At 67.6% G+C, this 17,910-nt stretch carries 15 protein-coding genes, 1 tRNA gene and 1 other RNA gene; 10 read left to right on the plus strand and 7 right to left on the minus strand.

The window, feature by feature from the left end:
- Positions 1 to 104: 104 nt before the first annotated feature.
- From OXU32_05970 to OXU32_05980, 3 genes are all read left to right on the plus strand, one after another.
- Complete coding sequence (locus tag OXU32_05970; protein ID MDE0073513.1) at positions 105 to 2,393, plus strand: multicopper oxidase family protein; 2,289 nt, start codon at positions 105 to 107, stop codon at positions 2,391 to 2,393.
- Between the two features lie 70 nt (positions 2,394 to 2,463).
- The gene (locus OXU32_05975; protein MDE0073514.1) at positions 2,464 to 3,969 is read left to right on the plus strand and encodes an amidohydrolase family protein; all 1,506 of its coding nucleotides are present in this window, start codon (positions 2,464 to 2,466) and stop codon (positions 3,967 to 3,969) included.
- Between the two features lie 125 nt (positions 3,970 to 4,094).
- Positions 4,095 to 5,210, plus strand: coding sequence for an aminotransferase class I/II-fold pyridoxal phosphate-dependent enzyme (locus OXU32_05980; protein MDE0073515.1), 1,116 nt, complete (start codon positions 4,095 to 4,097; stop codon positions 5,208 to 5,210).
- A gap of 7 nt (positions 5,211 to 5,217) precedes the next feature.
- Here OXU32_05980 and OXU32_05985 read toward each other — a convergent pair whose 3' ends face one another.
- Positions 5,218 to 5,646 carry a PIN domain-containing protein gene (locus tag OXU32_05985; GenBank protein ID MDE0073516.1) on the minus strand — a complete coding sequence of 143 codons (429 nt, stop codon included), beginning with the start codon at positions 5,644 to 5,646 and terminating at the stop codon, positions 5,218 to 5,220.
- Entirely contained in the window at positions 5,643 to 5,852 is a 210-nt protein-coding gene (locus OXU32_05990) for a hypothetical protein (protein ID MDE0073517.1), read from the minus strand. The genes OXU32_05985 and OXU32_05990 overlap by 4 nt, the downstream gene beginning before the upstream one ends.
- 197 nt (positions 5,853 to 6,049) lie before the next feature.
- On the opposite strand from OXU32_05990, the gene OXU32_05995 reads away from it, so the two are divergent.
- Positions 6,050 to 7,159, plus strand: coding sequence for a DUF5009 domain-containing protein (locus OXU32_05995; protein ID MDE0073518.1), 1,110 nt, complete (start codon positions 6,050 to 6,052; stop codon positions 7,157 to 7,159).
- Between the two features lie 19 nt (positions 7,160 to 7,178).
- Here the strand turns inward: OXU32_05995 and OXU32_06000 are convergent, their stop codons facing one another.
- The 3 genes from OXU32_06000 to OXU32_06010 form a co-directional block, all read right to left on the minus strand.
- A complete protein-coding gene (locus OXU32_06000) occupies positions 7,179 to 9,098 on the minus strand; it encodes a glutamate-cysteine ligase family protein (protein MDE0073519.1) in 1,920 nt (639 codons plus the stop codon).
- Between the two features lie 117 nt (positions 9,099 to 9,215).
- Entirely contained in the window at positions 9,216 to 9,884 is a 669-nt protein-coding gene (locus OXU32_06005; protein ID MDE0073520.1) for a nitroreductase family protein, read from the minus strand.
- Complete coding sequence (locus tag OXU32_06010; protein MDE0073521.1) at positions 9,881 to 10,957, minus strand: M20/M25/M40 family metallo-hydrolase; 1,077 nt, start codon at positions 10,955 to 10,957, stop codon at positions 9,881 to 9,883. Before OXU32_06010 ends, OXU32_06005 begins: the two co-directional genes overlap by 4 nt.
- Positions 10,958 to 11,588: 631 nt before the next feature.
- On the opposite strand from OXU32_06010, the gene OXU32_06015 reads away from it, so the two are divergent.
- The 6 genes from OXU32_06015 (at position 11,589) to OXU32_06040 (ending at position 17,170) form a co-directional block, all read left to right on the plus strand.
- Positions 11,589 to 12,728: a hypothetical protein gene (locus OXU32_06015; GenBank protein MDE0073522.1), complete on the plus strand. Its 1,140-nt coding sequence runs from the start codon at positions 11,589 to 11,591 to the stop codon at positions 12,726 to 12,728.
- Between the two features lie 129 nt (positions 12,729 to 12,857).
- Entirely contained in the window at positions 12,858 to 13,733 is an 876-nt protein-coding gene (locus OXU32_06020; GenBank protein ID MDE0073523.1) for a phosphate ABC transporter substrate-binding protein, read from the plus strand.
- Between the two features lie 30 nt (positions 13,734 to 13,763).
- On the plus strand, positions 13,764 to 14,705 hold the full coding sequence (gene pstC, locus OXU32_06025) for a phosphate ABC transporter permease subunit PstC (GenBank protein ID MDE0073524.1): 942 nt from the start codon (positions 13,764 to 13,766) through the stop codon (positions 14,703 to 14,705).
- Positions 14,702 to 15,592: a phosphate ABC transporter permease PstA gene (gene pstA, locus OXU32_06030; protein MDE0073525.1), complete on the plus strand. Its 891-nt coding sequence runs from the start codon at positions 14,702 to 14,704 to the stop codon at positions 15,590 to 15,592. Before pstC ends, pstA begins: the two co-directional genes overlap by 4 nt.
- Positions 15,586 to 16,389, plus strand: coding sequence for a phosphate ABC transporter ATP-binding protein (locus OXU32_06035; protein ID MDE0073526.1), 804 nt, complete (start codon positions 15,586 to 15,588; stop codon positions 16,387 to 16,389). The genes pstA and OXU32_06035 overlap by 7 nt, the downstream gene beginning before the upstream one ends.
- On the plus strand, positions 16,382 to 17,170 hold the full coding sequence (locus OXU32_06040; protein MDE0073527.1) for a phosphate ABC transporter ATP-binding protein: 789 nt from the start codon (positions 16,382 to 16,384) through the stop codon (positions 17,168 to 17,170). The genes OXU32_06035 and OXU32_06040 overlap by 8 nt, the downstream gene beginning before the upstream one ends.
- Before the next feature lie 40 nt (positions 17,171 to 17,210).
- On the opposite strand, the gene OXU32_06045 is transcribed toward OXU32_06040, so the two are convergent.
- Positions 17,211 to 17,284 (minus strand) — tRNA-Arg (locus tag OXU32_06045).
- Between the two features lie 30 nt (positions 17,285 to 17,314).
- An RNA gene (gene rnpB, locus OXU32_06050) (RNase P RNA component class A) lies at positions 17,315 to 17,685 on the minus strand.
- Positions 17,686 to 17,910 lie beyond the last annotated feature (225 nt).

Raw genomic sequence — 17,910 nt, forward strand, 5'->3', positions numbered from 1 at the left:
GGGTCTATCTTCATTCGCGTGCGCGGCGGGCACCCATATTATGGAACAACCGTCCGGGAACCCAAACGGGAACCTGGAGATTCACCTTGCAGGCGTGGGAGACGATGCGCGACCTGTTGCAGGCGGCGTTCAGCGTGGTGGCCCTAGCCGGCTTCCTGCCGGGATGCGCCGCGGCGCTCGCACCCCAGCAGTCCGACCTCTCCAGCCTCTGTTCCGCGGGGGCCCGGGGCGCCCGACTGGCCGGCGGCGCCGCTTCTCCCGTGGGGCAGACGCCGACCGATCTCTTCTGCTTCGACCTGCACGCCACGGCCGCCGCACGGGATGCGTGGGGAGTGGTCGAGCTGGGCCGGGTGCCCGGTCCCTTCGGGGTGACGGTGACCGCCGAAGGCAACCATGTGTCCAACCTGACCGCCTGGATCAGCGGACTTCCCGACCCCAGCCAGCTGGGCCCATTCGAGGCCTACGTGGCGTGGGCGACCACCCCCACGCTGGATCCGATGATCCGGCTCGGGCCGGTGGGGAACGGCCGCAATCCCCTCGGCCGAGTCTCGTTCAACAAGTTCCTCATCATGGTCACCGCGGAGGCATCCGCCAGCGCCACCGAGCGCGAGGGCCGGCTCGTGCTGCGCGGCCGCTCGCCCAGCAGCCTGATGGAAGCCCACGACCTGCTGGCCCAGGCGCCGGAGGCCCTTCGCGCGCCCGAGGGCATGTCCCATGACCACGCCGGCGGCATGGATGGATCCACATGGAGCCTGCCCCCCATGTACCCCGGCCTGCCGATGCTGCCGGGCATCATGGCGCTGCGGCCGCGCGTGGACGGCTTTCTGCCGGAAGCCCCGGCGCCGGAGGACCTCCCCCCGGTCCGCCCGCGCCAGCTGGTGCGCCTGGGCGACGGCGGCACGCTCGACCTCGAAGCCGACTTCGTCCGCCGCGACATCGGCGGCCGCCCGGTGGTCATGCTTGCCTTCAACGGGCAGCAGCCGGGCCCCCTCATCCAGGTGCCCGAGAACGCGACCATCTTCGTCAACTTCACCAACCGAACCCCGCTGCCGACGGCCATCCACTGGCACGGCATCCGTCTGGACAACCGCTTCGACGGGGTCCCCGGGGTCACCCAGGACCCGGTCGAGCCCGGCGAGACCTTCCGCTACCAGATCCATTTCCCGGACGCCGGCATCTACTGGTACCATCCTCATCACCGCGAGGACATACAGCAGGAGATGGGCCTCTACGGAAACCTGCTGGTCGACTCGCCGCGACCCGACTACTACGGCCCGGCGAACCAGGAACAGGTGCTGATGCTGGACGACCTTCTGCTCGGGGAGGACGGCATCGTGCCCTTCGGCGAGGAAGCGAGCAACTACGCGCTCATGGGCCGCTTCGGCAACATCCTTCTCGTAAACGGCGAGCCGGACTACGCGCTGAGCGTGAGGCGCGGCGAGGTGGTGCGCTTTTTCCTCACCAACGTCTCCAACACGCGCACGTTCAACCTTTCGTTCGCTCGCGCGGACGAGAGTTCCGCCACGCTCGACCCGTCCGGCATCCTGACCGGCGAACCCGTCATCCCGTCCAGCGCCTCGATCCCCCTGCCCGTCAAGGTGGTTGCCTCCGACGTGGGCAGGTTCGAGCGGGAGGTGATGTCCGAGAGCGTCGTCATCTCCCCGGCCGAGCGGTACGTCGTGGAGGTGCGCTTCGACGAGCCCGGCGAGTTCGTGCTCGCCAACCGGGTGCAGGCGATCAGCCACAGGGAAGGCGTCTTCCTTAGCGAGTCGCGCGTCATGGGCCGGATCGTCGTCGACCCCGAGCCCGGCGCGGTCGATCACGCACACGCCTTCGCGACCCTGCGCGAGAACGCGGATGTCGCGCGCGAAATCGACGCCTACCGCGAGCAGTTTGACCGCCCCGTCGACCATTCGCTGGACCTCACCCTCGAGGTCGAGGATCTTCCCCGCGCCGTCGAACAGTCGATGCTCTACGACTGGGTTTACTTCAACCCGGTGGAGTGGAGCGGCACCATGCCGGTCATGAACTGGGCGAGCGACGGCGGGCAGGCCCGCTGGATCCTGCGCGAATCCGGGACCGCGCGCGAGAACATGGACATCAGCTGGCGCTTCCGCGTGGGCGACGTGGTCAAGATCCGGCTTCACAACGACCGCAACGCGTTTCACGCCATGCAGCATCCGCTGCACATCCACGGACAGCGCTTCCTGGTGCTCTCGCAGAACGGCGTCGCCAACGACAACCTTGTGTGGAAGGACACGGTGCTGCTCCCGACCGGATCCACCACCGACATCCTGCTGGAGCTGTCCAACCCCGGGCGCTGGATGGTGCACTGCCACATCGCGGAGCATATCGAGGCCGGGATGAAGTTCGTGTTCGAGGTCGAGCCCTGACCCATTGTGCGGCGCCCCGCAGCCGTGCCTTTTTGATGCTCTGGAACGATATCGCGTACGAGGAGGACCAATGAGAGACCCACGCGAACAAAACGCCCCATTCGCAAAGCTGCTTCTGCCGGCCGCCTTCGTGGCGCTGGGCGTCGCGTGCGAGGCGCCTGCCCCGCAGGAAGCGGACGCACCCGCGCCGGAAGCCGCCGCGGCCCAGCCGGCGGCGGATGTCACCCAGGAGTTCGCCGACCTGATCGCGGTCGACGCCGACCCGGTGGCGCTCACCGGGGTCAAGCTCCTCGACGGCACCGGCGAACCCGCGCGCGACGGACAGACGGTGGTGATCGCGGACGGCCGCATCGCGGCGGTGGGCAACGACGGCGAGGTCGACGTGCCCGGTGGCGCCGAGGTGCTCGACCTGGCAGGACACACGGTGATGCCCGGGCTGATCGGGTTGCACAACCACAGCTTCTACACGGCGGCCGGCGGCCGGGCGGCGCAGCTCTCCTTCAGCGCCCCCAGGCTCTATCTGGCCTCCGGCCTGACGACCATCCGCACCACCGGCGCGCGCGCGCCCTACGAGGAGATCAACCTTCAGGAGGAAATCGAGGCCGGGCTCGCCGTCGGGCCGACCATCTTCATCACCGGACCCTACCTCACCGGACAGCGGGGGAGCCGCACGATGGCGCAACTGGACGGACCGGAATCCGCCCGCCGGGTGGTGCGCTACTGGTCCGAGGAGGGCGTGGACTGGTTCAAGGCCTATACCTGGATCAGCCGGGCCGAGCTGGGCGCCGCGATCGAGGAAGCCCATGCCCACGGCATCAACGTCACTGCGCATCTTTGCTCAGTGGGTTACAGAGAGGCGGTGGCGCTCGGGATCGACAACCTCGAGCACGGCCTTTTCGCCAACAGCGAGTACGATCCGTCCAAGCAGCCCGACGAGTGTCCGCCCGGGTTCCGCAACACCTACGGGGACCTCGACGTGAACGGCCCGGACGTGCAGCAGACCTTCCGGGACATGGTCGACAACGATGTGTCGATGACCTCGACGCTGGCGGTCTACGAGATCTCCGTGCCGGGCCGCGGCGACCTCGATCCCCGGGTATGGGAAGTCCTGGCGCCCGAGGTGGCCGCCGACGTGCGGGCGCAGTTCGACCGCATCCGCGGCACCGATCCCGCATCCGGCATGGGCCTCTCTCCCGAGTTGCTGCGGGTGGCGATGGACTACGAGTACGCCTTCGTACAGGCGGGAGGGCTCCTGGCCGCCGGCGTCGACCCGACCGGCTACGGCGCGGCGCCGCCGGGGCTGGGCGACCAGCGCAACTTCGAGCTGCTGCTGGAAGCCGGGTTCACCGCTCCCGAGGTGGCGGAAATCATGAGCGCCAACGGTGCCCGCGTACTGGGAATCTACGACGACGTGGGCAGCGTGGAGCCCGGCAAGCGCGCGGATCTCGCGGTCGTGGAGGGCGACGTCGAAGCCGACGGACACATCCGCAACACGAGCATTGTCTTCCGGCACGGCATCGGCTGGGACAGCGACGCCCTCATCGAGTCCGTGCGCGGCCTGGTAGGGATCCGCTAGCCGCCGCCCGCGCGGCCCAAATCAGCATCAACGCGCCCGCGCGCCCCAAGTCAACGCACCACGCGCGCGGCCCGAAACCACATCAACGCGCCCCGCGCGCGCCCTGAACCCGGAGAGGCAAGCCCGTGAAGCTCGACCGATTCGAGATGGAGCGCTGGCAGTCCGTATTCGAGCACCGCGTTCGCTACAACCTCTCCGAGAGCGGAGTGGACCCGCTCTCGCTGGACGAACTGATCGAACTCACCGGCATCGAGAATCTGGGAGCGTCGAGCCTCGGATACGGCCAGTCGAACGGGTCGGACGAGTTGAGGGAGCGCATCGCCGCCCTCTACGACAACGTCACTCCCGACGAGGTGGTGGTCACCACCGGCGGCGCGGAGGCCAACATGGCCGCCTGCTGGCAGCTCATGGAGCCGGGCGCCCCCGCGGCCGTCATGGTCCCGAACTACATGCAGGTGCCCGGGCTGGTGCGGAACTTCGGCGGCCTGGTGCGCCCCTTCGAGCTGCTTGAGGAGACGGGCTGGCAGCCCGACCTCGATCAACTGCGCGCCATCCTCGACGACGACGTTCGCTTCATCCTGATCACCAACCCGAACAACCCCACGGGAGCGTGTCTCAGCCCGGAGTCGCGGCGAGGCATCGTCGAAGCCGCGGAGCGGGCGGGGGCGTGGATCCTCTGCGACGAGGTCTACCAGGGCGCGGAGCTTTCCGGCATCCCCACGCCCTCCATGTGGGGCGAGTACGACCGCACCATCGTGACCAACTCGCTCTCCAAGGCGTACGGCACGCCCGGGCTGCGCATCGGCTGGATCGTCGCCCCGGTCGACATCACCGAGACGCTGTGGGCGCGCACCGACTTCACCACCATCACCCCCGCGACCCTTTCCGACATCCTCGCGACCGCCGCTCTGGCCCCGGACGCCCGCGCCCGCATCCTCGCCCGCACACGCTCGATCCTGCGCAGCAACCTGCCGCTGGTCACCGAGTGGATGGAGTCCCAAAACGGCCTCTTCCGCTACCATCCCCCCGACGCGGGCGCCATCTGCTACGTCCGCTACGACGCTCCCGTCAACTCAAGTGTGCTGGCGGAGAAGCTGCGCGCCGAGAAGTCCGTGCTGGTGGTGCCCGGCGACCACTTCGGCATGGACCACTACCTCCGGCTCGGCTTCGGCCCGCCCGCCCACGAGCTGCAGGAAGCGCTGGAGAAGATGGGAGACGCGTTCGCGGAGGTGGTGGCGTAGCCCACGCCTATAGGGAGCCTCGCGGAGCGACCCACTCGACATCCTGCCCCGTCGCGAGCGCGATCGTGTCGAAGTCCGAGTCGTAATGAAGAAGGGTCGCGCCGGCCATCTCCGCCGCGGCCGCGATGATCAGGTCCTGGATGGGCAGCCGGTGCTGTCCCCGGCGGGCGAGTAACCCCTGAACGGCGATCGCCCTCTGGAAAACGGCCTCCGTAAGGTCGATGCGCCGATAGGCCAGCGCCCGTCGAGCCCGAACACGCGCGTGCTCGGCATGATTGCGTGTCGAGTAGAGGACCTCGAGCTCGACGACGGAGCATGTCGCCGCCCGGCCTGATTCGATGATCGGCACCACTCGCGCCCCGACCCGAGGATCCTCCATGCGGGCCAGAGCACTCTGGTCAATCAGGTAGGCGACGGGCGTTTCCCGCGGTGTCAACGACGCCACGCCTTGGCCATGACGGTCTCGTTGGCCAGATCAAGCCCCTCCATGGTGGAGAGCGCCGCTATCTCCTGGCGCCTGGCCTCGCGCCGCAGCACTTCGCGCAACGCGGTGTCGATTGTCTCCTTGATTGAGGCTGTTCCAAGCAGCAGCCGAACCTGCTCGATGAGGCCGTGGTCAACTTCTACGCTGGTCTTCCTCAATCGAAACCCTCCGAAAAAGAGCAGAACACGGTATACTGACAATCCTAGTCAAGATATCTCAGATGGACAAGCAGGGATATCGAACCACGGGACCCACTCCGACGCCCCGACATCTCACCGCCAATGCGTTCACCACCGGGAACGGTTAGAATCGAAATCCCGGCAAGGATGACACGTTCCCGGATTCTGGTGTCCACATGCCCGAAACGTCGGACCGCCTCCTCTCCCTGGACGCGTTCCGGGGCCTGACCATCGCGGGAATGGTGCTGGTCAACAACCCGGGCAGCTGGGCGTACGTGTATGCGCCTCTCGCCCACGCCGAGTGGCACGGGTGGACCCCCACCGATCTCATCTTCCCGTACTTCCTGTTCATCGTCGGCGTCGCGATGCCGTTCTCCTTCCGGGGCAGGCTCGCGGGAGGAGCCAGCCGCTCCAGCCTGTTCCGGCACGTCATCCGCCGTTCGCTGATTCTCATCGCGATCGGGCTCGCCATGCGCGCCATCCCGGACTTCGACTTCGGCGAGATGCGCCTATACGGCGTCCTCCAGCGCATCGGCCTCGTGTACTTCGCCGCGGCCGGGCTGTACCTGTGGGCTTCCGCCCGCGGGAGGATGGCCGCCACAGCCGCGCTCTTGTTGGGCTACTGGGCCGTGATGATGCTCGTGCCGGTCCCCGGCTCCGCACCGGGCGACCTCTCGCCGGACGGCAACCTCGCCGCCCACATCGACCGCATCCTCATGCCCGGCCGGCTGTGGTCGGGCACATGGGACCCGGAAGGGCTGCTCTCCACCTTCCCGGCCATCGCCACCTGCCTCCTGGGCATCTTCTGCGGCGAACGGCTCCAAAGCGGCCGCTCCGGCCGCCGGCTCGCCTGGGAGATGTGGATGGCGGGCGCGGTGATGGTCGCGCTGGGACTCGCCTGGGACCTCGTCTTCCCCATCAACAAGAACCTGTGGACCAGTTCCTACGTGGTCTTCACCGCCGGAACCGCGCTCCTGCTGCTGGGCACGATGTTCTGGGCCATCGACGTCAAGCGATGGCGGAGTGCCTGGAGCGCACCGTTCATGGCCTGCGGAATGAACTCCATCGCCATCTTCGTGGCATCCGGGATGGTGGCCAAGACGATGGCGCGGATCCCCGCGCCCGACGCCGCCGCGTCATCCCTCTACGACTGGATCTTCCGCAACGGTTTCCAGTCCTGGGCGGGCGACTACAATGGCTCGCTGGCCCTCGCGCTCGCACAGGTCGCGTTCTGGCTCACCGTCGCCTGGCTGCTGCACCGGCGCCGGATCTACATCAAGATCTGAGGTCGCGGGTCGGGACCCCTCAGACCTCCTCCAGCTTCTCTTCCAGCAGCTGGTAGGCGATCGGCAGGAAATCGCGCTCGCTGATGATTCCGATCAGCTTGCCGTTCTTCTCCACCGGGAGCGCGGACACGCGCTTCTCGCGCATGATCCTGATCGCTTCCAGCGTGGAGGTCTCGGGCTCCACGGTCACCACGTCGGAGGCCATGATGGTGCGGATGGGGTCGGACTCCTCGATGCCTGGGACGCCGGAGGCGGCGACCAGGCGCAGGATCGCGCGGTACGAGACCAGCCCGACCAGCGTGTGGTCGTCGTCTTCCACCAGCACATGACGGATGTTCTGCTTGTCCATCAGGAAGGCGGCCAGCTCGATGGGCTCGTCCTCATGCACGGTGAACAGGTCGGTCACCATGTACTGCTCGACCTTCAGGAAATTGTAGCGCCAGCCGCCCGCCTCCCAGATCTCGGCCGGCTCCCAGGTGTGCGCCGGACGCGGATCCCGTTGCCGATGAGCCATCCCGGAGGTGAGCGCGGTCATGCGCTCTGCGGCCGATCCCTGGCCGCTCATGCTGCGCAGCGACTTGAGCTGCCACGTCGCGCCGGTCATGCCGGACTCGATGCGCCCCTGGACGATCCCCAGGTAGTGGTCGATCTCGGTCTCCTCGATCTGCAGCTCCTCGAGCCCGCTCCGTGACAGCGGAAGCAGTTCACCCAGCAGGAGATCGCGCGCGCTCACGGTCTCGCCGGTGAGCCAGTGGAAACCGGCGTCCAGGCCTCGGCGGCTGGCGGCCACGAAGTTGGCCTTGGCGTAGTCGAAGTCGACGCGGCCGGCCACGTCTCCGTATTCCCGGGCGCCTCCGAGCACGAGACCGATCCAGAAGGCGGCGTTGGCAACCTCGTCCATGATCGTGGGACCGGAGGGCAGCACGCGGCACTCGATGCGCAGGTGCGGCTTGCCTTCGCTGATGCCGTAGCAGGGGCGGTTCCAGCGGTATACCGTGCCGTTGTGCAGCTGCAGCGCGGGGAGCCGGGGCACGCCGCCCCGTGCAAGCACCTCGAAGGGATCCTCCGTCACCTCTCCGGTCAGGAGCACGCGGAAGCGCGCGATGTCGTCCTCGAAGAGCTCGGTCACCGACTTGTTGATCCAGCGCTCGCCGAAGCGCACGCGCGTGCTGGTCTGGCGCAGGTGCGGCGTTGCGCTGCGCGTGTCCATCGACTGCTCGAAGAGCGCGATGCGGGTCTCGTTCCAGAGCCGCTTGCCGAAGAGGAGCGGGGAGTTGACGCACGCCGCCAGCACCGGCGGGGTGACCAGCTGGGCCACGTTGTAGAAGCTCGGGAACTCCTCCGCGGAAACCTGAAGGTGCACCTGGTAGCTGGTGTTGCACGCCTCCACCATCACCGAGTCGTGCTCGACGAAGATCTCGTCGGTGCCCTCGATGCGCAGCCGGTACGACGACCCGCCGCGGATGCGGTTGAGCGCATCGTTGAGGGCGTAGTAGCGGGGCATGGGCGTGATGCTGTCCATGGACAGGTCGGACTTGCCCAGGGTCGGCAGGATGCCGCACAGGACGATGTCGGCCCCCTGCCGCTGCGCGGAGGCGCGCGCCTGCGCGATCCGCTCTTCGATTTCGACCTCCATGGCCGAGAAGCAGCGCCCGGTGAGGAGCTTGGGCTGGAGGTTGGCCTCCAGGTTGAAGAGCGCCAGCTCTGTCGTGAAGGTGTCTTTCGGAAGATGCTCCAGCACGTCGAGCGCGACGGTCGCCGGGCGCCAGCCGCGGTCCACCAGGAAGAACTCCTGTTCCACGCCGAAGCGGCGCACCCCGGACTCGATCATGCCCTCGGAGAGCATCCTCTCGAGGGCCTTGAGGTCCCTCAGAATCGCCTTTGTGAAGGCGCGGATCTCCGCCGAGTCCCGTCCTGTGTCTGCATCCAGGCGTCCCATTGTGCCTCGTCCGGTTGAACGGGTGGAACCGTTGACAGGTGCCCGCGTCCGGCGGGTGCCCATGGGCGCAGTTTATCCAAGACCAACCCGCAATGCGAGTGGCCGGCCGCGGGGTTGCTACCCGCTGAAGGTCGCGATCTCGCGCAGGGACTTCTTGCCGATGACGGGCACCCTGGCGTCGTCCGCCGGATACCCCACCACCAGCAACAGGAAGGGGCGCTCGTTTTTCGGACGGCCCAGGATGCGGTTCAGGAAGCCCATGGGGCTGGGCGTGTGGGTGAGCGATGCCAGGCCGGCGTGATGGAGGGCCGTGATGAGCAGCCCCGTGGCGATGCCGACCGACTCGGTCACGTAGTAGTTCTTGCGGCGGGTCCCGTCGGGGAGCAGAGCGTAGCTCTCGGCGAAGATCACGATCAGGTACGGCGCGACCTCCAGGAAGGGCTTGTGTTCGTCGGTGCCCAGGGGTTCGAGCGCCCGCAGCCATTCGTCCGGCGCCCGTCCCCGGTAGAAGGCCCGCTCCTCGTCTTCCGCGGCCTCGCGGATCTGCTTCTTCACCGTGGGGTCGCTCACCACGACGAAGTGCCAGGGCTGGTGGTTGGCGCCGTTGGGGGCGGAACCGGCGGCGAGCAGGCAGTCCTCGATGATCCCGCGCGGCACGGAGCGCGGTGAGAAGTCGCGCACCGTGCGCCGGCGGCGGACTTCCTCGCGGAACGCGCGCGCACGGGCGCGCATCTCCCGGACGGGATACTCCCGATAGTCTTCCAGCGGCATCAGCCGGACGCTCATCGCCTGTTCTCGATCATCTCGACGATCATGCGGCGGCTTTCGGGATTCCACTCCGGCGGCTCCGGAGCGCTGGCGATCTCGAGCCCCAGGTAGAAGATGAGCCGGGTCAGGCGCGCTCCCTTTTCGGCGTCGATCAGCTCGACCTCGTCGCTCGGCCGGTGGTAGTCGTCGTGGGTCCCGTTGAAGAAGAAGAGGACCGGCACGCCGTTGCGCGCGAAGTTGTAGTGGTCCGAACGGAAGTAGAAGTTCTCGTCCGGCCACAGGTCGTCGATGGCGGTCATGCCGAGCTCGGGATGCGCCGCGTTGACGCGTTGCAGGGTCGCCCCCAGATCCGAGTGCTCCTTGCCGATGGCCACGATGGTGTCGGGCCAGTTGCGGCCCACCATGTCCATGTTGAGGTTGGCCACCATGCGCCCCGAGGCGACCGGTTCCGGCGGGTCGTCGGCGTAGGCGCGGCTTCCGTGCAGGCCCCGCTCCTCCCCGCTCACCAGCAGGAACACCGTCGACCGCGCCGGCGGCTCTTCGAGGGCGGCAAACGCCTCGGCGATCTCGATGACCGCGGCCGTTCCGGAGGCGTCGTCGTCGGCGCCGTTGTAGATGCTGTCCCCGCTCGCGTCCGGATCCCGCACTCCCACGTGGTCCATGTGGGCGCTGAACACGACGTACTCGTTCCGCAGTTCCGGATCGCTGCCCGTCAGCACGGCGGCCACGTTGGGCGCGTCGATCGCAGGGGCTTCGAGATCAACTATCCGGGGACGGAAAGAGTAGCGCTGGATGAACTCGCCCCCGCCACCACCCGGTTCGAGTCCCATTGCAGCGAGCTCTCCCGCAATCCAGCGCGCGGCCTCCTCGATCTCCGGGCTCGGCGTGGCCCGGCCCCGCATGGAGTCGTGGGCCAGAATCGCCACCCGGTCCAGAAAGTCGGCTTCGGTGATGGTCGCGGCGGCCGCCCGAGCGTCCCTGGACGAGCCGGACAAGGAGTCTCCCGCTTCGTCGTCGCCCGCGCACGCGCCGACCGCGAAACAGGCCAGCATCCCTCCGATCACGCGCCAATCGCTTCCCTTCAATCTCACGGCCTTGCTCCCTGCTGCGGCAGTTTTCCAGCCTGGCGGGCGACGGACCGCCCGCCTTTCAACGACGGAAATCCATCATCGGCTGTCAAGATGCTGGCACTCAGGCCTTCTGCTGCTGATCGACATGTCGCTGGTCGCCGGGACCGCGGAGATCCGCCGACGCTGCGCTCAATACCAAAGCCCCCGAACCCGCTTCCACGGGCTCGGGGGCCTCACCACCCCACCCCACATCTCGACTCAGCCGATACTCATTCCCTCGAACCGGCCAGGGAAATGTTCGGAACGTCCTTCAAGGAAGAGATGGGTCGAGCGTCACGCGCCAGAAGCCGCAGATTGCGAGCTTCCCGGTACCTCCCTTCATCCTCCGCCCTCGATGCCGCTCTTCCCAGGTGCCTGATTCGTTCTTCCGTGCTCATCCCACTCCCCCTGTCTTCCGGGCCTACGCGACCGGCGCATGCCCGGTTTCAGCCAGGTCCGCCTGGCAGGACATAGAGCAAGAGTCGTGCCAAACTTGGCAACGGACCGCCCCGAGGTGGCCCGCCGGTTTGCCATGCCGATCCGGCCCCCGTAGGCTCAGGGCTCGCACCCCCGCCCGCGTGGCCCCGGAGGCCCTCGCCCGGAGAACCAGACCGTGACCACGTCCGCCCAGCACTCGTTCTTCCGCCGCTACCTGCTCCCGGGATTCGTCTTTCAGTCGGTGGTCATCGCAGGCGGGTACGGCACCGGACGCGAACTCGTGGAGTTCTTCCTCACGCAGGGTCCCCGCGGCGGCCTCATGGCCATGCTGCTGGTGTCCACGGTGATCTGGAGCGCGACCTGCGCGGTGACCTTCGACTTCGCCCGCCGCTTCTCCGCCTACGACTACCGAACCTTCTTCCGCCGCCTCCTGGGTGGGCGCTGGTGGGTCGCCTACGAAGCGGCATACCTGGCGTTCCTCATGCTGGTTCTGGCGGTCATCGCGGCCGCGGCCGGCAGCATACTCGAAGAGACGTTCGGCATCAGCTACGCTGCCGGGGTGCTCGGCATGATCGCCGCCATCGGCTACCTGGTGTTCCGCGGGTCGAAGACCATAGAGCGCTTCTTCGCCGGCTGGTCCTTCGTGCTCTACGCCGTGTTCGTCCTCTTTTTCGTCCTCTGTTTCGTCTCCTTCGGGGGAGAAATCTCGCAGAGGTTCGCCGCCGTCCCGGCGGGCGAGGGCTGGCTCCTTGCCGGCGTGCGCTACGCCGCCTACAACCTCGCGACCATTCCCGGCCTGCTCTTCGTGATGCGGCACGTCGGCACCCGCCGGGAGGCGGTCTCGGCGGGCCTGCTGGCCGGCCCGATCGCCATCATCCCCGGGTTGCTCTTCTACCTCGCCATGGTGGGACAGTACCCGGAGATCCTTGACCGCACCGTCCCCGCGAACGCGCTGCTCGAAACGCTCGGCATGCGCTGGTTCCAACTCGCGTTCCAGCTGGCGCTCTTCGGAACCCTGATCGAGACCGGGGCGGGGATGATCCACGCGGTGAACGAGCGCATAGCGGCGGTCTACGCACGGCGCAAGGCGGAGATGCCCGCCCGCCTGCGCACCGGGATCGGCACAGGCCTGCTGCTCGGTGGCGCCCTCATCGCCCAATTCGGGCTGATCGACCTGATCGCGCGGGGATACGGGACCATGACCTGGGTCTTCCTGGCCGTGTACGTCGTACCGGTGCTCACCGTGGGCGTGTGGAAGCTGGCCCGCCGAGGCCCCGATCGGCCTTCTCGTCCCGGCGAGGCAACACTTTCGTAACAGAAGCGCGCAGCGCACCGGCGCCCGGTATCGGAGGGCCCGCCGTGCGGATAGGTTATGGTGGCCCCGGTTCCGACGCAGGGAGCGGGTATGCCCGATTGCAGCGATCATCCATGGAGGGAACCGAGAATGAGACGTAGCATGTCCACCCTGTTGTCGATCCTTGTCATCGCCTGCGGCGGCCGCGCCGAGAACGGTGCGCGCGCGGTGATCCAGAACAAGGGATCGGATACGCTGATCACCGTCGCCCAGGCCTGGGCGGAAGCGTACAGCGCAGTCGACGCCGAAGTCGCCGTGGCGGTCTCGGGTGGCGGCTCCGGCACCGGTATCTCGGCGATGATCAACGGCACGGTGGACATCGCCAACTCGAGCCGCAAGATGACCTCGCGGGAGATCGAGGCGGCTCGCGCGAACGGCAACGATCCCGTAGAGCACCTTGTCGGCCACGACGCGCTGGCCGTGTACGTCCACCGCGACAATCCGGTGGGCCGGCTTACCCTGGACCAGCTGGCGGGCATCTACGGAGAGAACGGCACGATCGAGCGCTGGAGCCAGCTCGACGTTCAGGTGCCGGGGTGCGCATCGGACGAGATCGTCCGCGTCAGCCGACAGAACAACTCCGGCACCTTCGCGTATTTCCGCGAGGCGGTTCTCGACAACGAGGACTTCAAGCTCGGCTCCCACGACATGCACGGCTCGAAGGACGTGGTGCACCTGGTGGCCCAGACGCCGTGCTCGATCGGCTACAGCGGAATGGCCTACGCAACCCCCGAGGTCACGATGCCCTGCGTCATGGGCAGCGCCGGCGAGTCGTGCGTCGCCCCCTCGATCGAGACGGCGCTCGACGGCAGCTACCCGATCGCCCGGCCCCTGCTCATGTACACCTCCGGTAGTCCGGCGGGCGCGGTCAAGACCTATCTCGACTGGGTGCTGGGCGATGCCGGGCAGTGCATCATGCTGGAGCTGGGCTACACCCCGGCGATGCCCGCCGAGTGCGTACAGTAGCCCGGGATAAGGACGCCTGATCGGCCCTCAATGAATCCGCAGGCGCTCGCCCGCTCGCGCGACTTCGACCACCGCGGCCGCGCCTGGTACGCAGACCGCGCGGTGACGGTGTTCGTCTTCATCGGCGGCACTTCGGCGATCCTCTTCATCGGCGGGATCTTCGCCTTCATCGCGCGCGAAGGCCTCGGGTTCGTGTTCACCGAGTTCGACGCGGGCGAGTTTTTCGGCTCCATCGCCTGGCGGCCCACCTCGGCGGTGGATGCCACCTACGGCGCACTGGCGCTCATCGTGGGGACGGCGAGCATTACGGGGCTGGCGATGGTGGTGTCGATCCCCTTCTCGCTGGCGGCCGCCGTGTTCATCGGTGAATTCGCGCGCGGCCGGGTGCGCGAAACGCTCAAGGTGCTCGTCGAGCTGCTCGCGGCCATCCCCTCCGTCGTGTGGGGTTTCATCGGCTTCAGCATCATGAACTCGCTGATCATCGACTTCTTCGACGTTCCCATCGGGCTGAACGTCCTGAACGCGGGGATCATCCTGGGGCTGATGGCGGCCCCCATCATGACCACCATCGCCGAAGACGCCCTCAAGGCGGTCCCGGACGGCTATCGGGAAGCAGCCGAAGCGCTGGGCGCCACCCGCTGGCAAGTGATTCGCAAGGTGGTGATTCCCGCGGCGAAGAACGGCCTGGTGGCGGCGGTGCTGCTGGGCGTGGGACGAGGGTTCGGCGAGACCATGGTCGTGCTCATGGCCAGCGGCCACTCCATCAACCTCCCGGACAGCGTGTTCGACTCCGTGCGCGCGCTCACCGCCACCATTGCGGCGGAACTGGGCGAGACGGCCGTCGGCTCCGATCACTTCCGGGCGCTCTTCACGCTGGGCATCCTGCTCTTCCTGGTGACCTTCGCGATCAACCTGGCCGCCGATACCATCATGCGCGGGATCCGCAGGAAGGGGGAGCGGGGGCGCCCATGACCGGTACGGCGGCCCCGTTGTTCGCGGGCACCTCGCTGAACGCGCGCGACCGGAAGGTCGAGTGGCTGGTGCGCGTTCTGCTCGGACTGATGACCGCGCTGCTCATCCTGCCGGTCGTGATCATCATGGCACTGCTGGTGGTAGAGGGCGGCCCCGTCATCTCCTGGGAGTTTCTTACCACGCCGCCGGTGGACGGCATGACCGCCGGGGGCATTCTACCCGCGCTGGTGGGGACGGTGTGGCTGGTGGTCGTGGCGCTGATCGCGTCCGTGCCCGTGGGGGTGGCGGCCGCCGTCTACCTGAGCGAATACGCCCCCGACAACTGGCTCACGCGCGCCATAAACCTCGCGATCATCAACCTGGCGGGGGTGCCGTCGATCGTGCACGCCCTGTTCGGGGTGGGCGCCTTCGTGCTCTTCTTCCGCTTCGGCACGAGCATTCTGGCGGCCAGCCTCACCCTGGCGGTGATGACGCTCCCGGTCGTCATCGTGTCCACCCGCGAGTCGCTGCAGGCGGTGCCGCGAGCCTTCCGGGAAGCCTGCTGGAACATGGGCGCAACCCGCTGGCAGACCATTCGCCGCATCGTGCTGCCCAACGCCCTCAGCGGCATCCTCACGGGCATCATCCTGGAGGTGTCGCGCACCTCGGGAGAGACCGCTCCCATCATGTTCACCGGCGCGGCTTTCTTCCTTCCCTTCCTGCCCCAGGGCGTCCTGGACCAGACCATGGCCATGTCGCTGCACCTGTTCGTCATCGCCACTCAGGTACCGGACGCGCCGGAAGCGCTGCCGTTCGGCGTGGCGCTTGTGCTGATTTCCATGGTGCTGGCAATGAACGCGCTCTCCATCGCCTTTCGCGTGTACGTGCGCGGGAGAAAGAAATGGTAGCGGGCGGGGCGCCCAACGGCGGCGGCGCCTCGGCCGAGGCGCTTTCCGCGAAGGTGGTCGTGCAGAACCTCACGATCCGCTACGGGAACCATGTGGCGCTGCGAGGGCTGGATCTCTCCATTCGCCGGAACGAGATCCTGGGGGTCATCGGCCCCGCGGGCTCGGGCAAGACCTCGTTCCTGCGCGCCCTCAACCGCATGGACGAGTTCATCCCCGGGATGGAGGTGGAGGGCCGTATCACCTTCGACGGCCGCGATATCCGACGCGTGCGCAATGTGTACGCGCTGCGCAGCCGCATCGGCGTGGTCTTTCCGCTCCCGGTGGGGCTCCCGCTCACCGTCTACGAGAACGTGGCCCTGGCTCCGCGCCTGCGGGGCGTGCGCAAAGGCAGCGAGCTCGACGAGATCGTCGAACGGTGCCTCCGGCGCGCCGCGCTCTGGGAAGAGGTCAGGGACCGGCTTGACTCGCTCGGAAGCCTGCTCTCCGGAGGCCAGCAGCAGCGCCTCACCATCGCGCGCGCGCTTTCGCAGGAACCCGATCTCCTGCTGCTGGACGAGTTCTCGATCGCCGTGGATCCGGTCACCACGATGCGCATAGAGGATGTCCTCAAGGACTTGAAGAACGAGATGTCGATCGTGCTGGTGACCAATCTGGTGCAGCAGGCGAGGCGGCTGGCGGACCGGACCGCGTTCTTCCTGACCGGCGAGCACGTCGAAACCAGCGACACGGCGCGCATCTTCAGCGGCATCGTCAAGGATCCGCGCACCCACGACTACATCGAGGGACGCTTTGGCTGAGCCGGCTGCCGCTCCCGCACCTGCCGCGATCGCGACCCGGGGCCTCAACCTCTGGTATGGAGACTTCCAGGCCCTCTTCGATGTCAACCTGCACGTGAAGCAGGGCATCATCACCTCCCTCATCGGTCCCTCGGGCTGCGGCAAATCCACCCTGCTCCGGAGCTGCAACCGCATCAACGAGCGGCTCGGCTACGTCCGAACCACGGGAAGCATCGAGATTCTGGGCCAGGACATCTACGCGCCGGAGGTAGAGCTGGTGCAGGTGCGCAAGCAGGTGGGGATGGTGTTTCAGCGTCCCAATCCCCTGCCGCTCTCCATCCGCGACAACGTGAGCTTCGGCCACCGGCTGCACGCCCGCGGCCACCGCGTCTCGCGCGCGCGCAGGCAGGAACTGGTCGAGGATGCCCTGCGCAAGGTGCTGCTCTGGGACTCGGTCAAGGATCGGCTCGACACCCTGGCCACCGAGCTGTCGCTCGAGGAGCAGCAGAAGCTCTGCATCGCGCGGTTGCTCCCGGTGAAGCCCGCCGTGCTGCTCATGGACGAACCGTGCTCGGCGCTCGATCCCAAGGGCACGGCGGCCGTGGAGGAGCTCATCTGGGAGCTGAGGGGCGAGTTCACGATCCTGATCGTGACCCACAACATGGCCCAGGCGCGGCGAGCCAGCGAGGAGACCGTGTTCATGCTGATCGGCAAGTTGATCGAGCACGGCCGTACGGAGGACGTCTTCCTGAACCCGCAGCACCGCCAGACCGCCGATTACATCGAGGGGCGCTACGGCTGATCGCCGTGCGGCGGGGCGCGGATGGCCCCGCGAGAGAGGATACGCCCGACAGGATTCGAACCTGTGGCCTCTGCCTCCGGAGGGCAGCGCTCTATCCAGCTGAGCTACGGGCGCGTGTCGCGGCCAATGCCGGCTGCTCCCCCGCGGCGGAGCGCACGGAATAAGCCGAGTTCTGTCCCCGCCCGAAGACGGGGGAGGATCATTTATCTGGGACCGGCATCGCTGCCGGCCTCGTGCGGCCTACCCGGGACTCGGGTGGAGCGGGCAACTCCTCGTCCTCTATTCGGCCTTGCTCCGGGTGGGGTTTGCCATGCGGCCCCTGTTGCCAGCGGCCCGGTGCGCCCTTACCGCACCCTTTCACCCTTGCCTGTGCCCCGGGGGGCCATCGGCGGTCTGCTCTCTGCGGCACTTTCCGTCGGCTCACGCCGCCCGGGCGTTACCCGGCACCCTGCCCTGTGGAGCTCGGACTTTCCTCCAGCGGGCTAACCCGCCAGCGATCCTCACTCGTGCGCTCCGCGTTCTCGGGCGCTTCAACTGAAACGCCGGAGACGGGGAGCAGGAAAGCTACAGGGCAAGGCGGCCGGAGTAAAGCGCACTCTGGCCCGGAATCGGAAGATCGGTACATTGAGGGCCGACCCGGCGGGGATCCGGGCTTCCAGCCTAATCAACCAGCTTTCGGAAACGTCGGCGAACCTCGTGCGTCCCGGGAGGCTTCCGCGATTGCCGGAGAGGAGAAAACG

It is taken from the genome of Gammaproteobacteria bacterium (assembly GCA_028819075.1).
GTDB lineage: Bacteria > Gemmatimonadota > Gemmatimonadetes > Longimicrobiales > Gaopeijiaceae > BD2-11.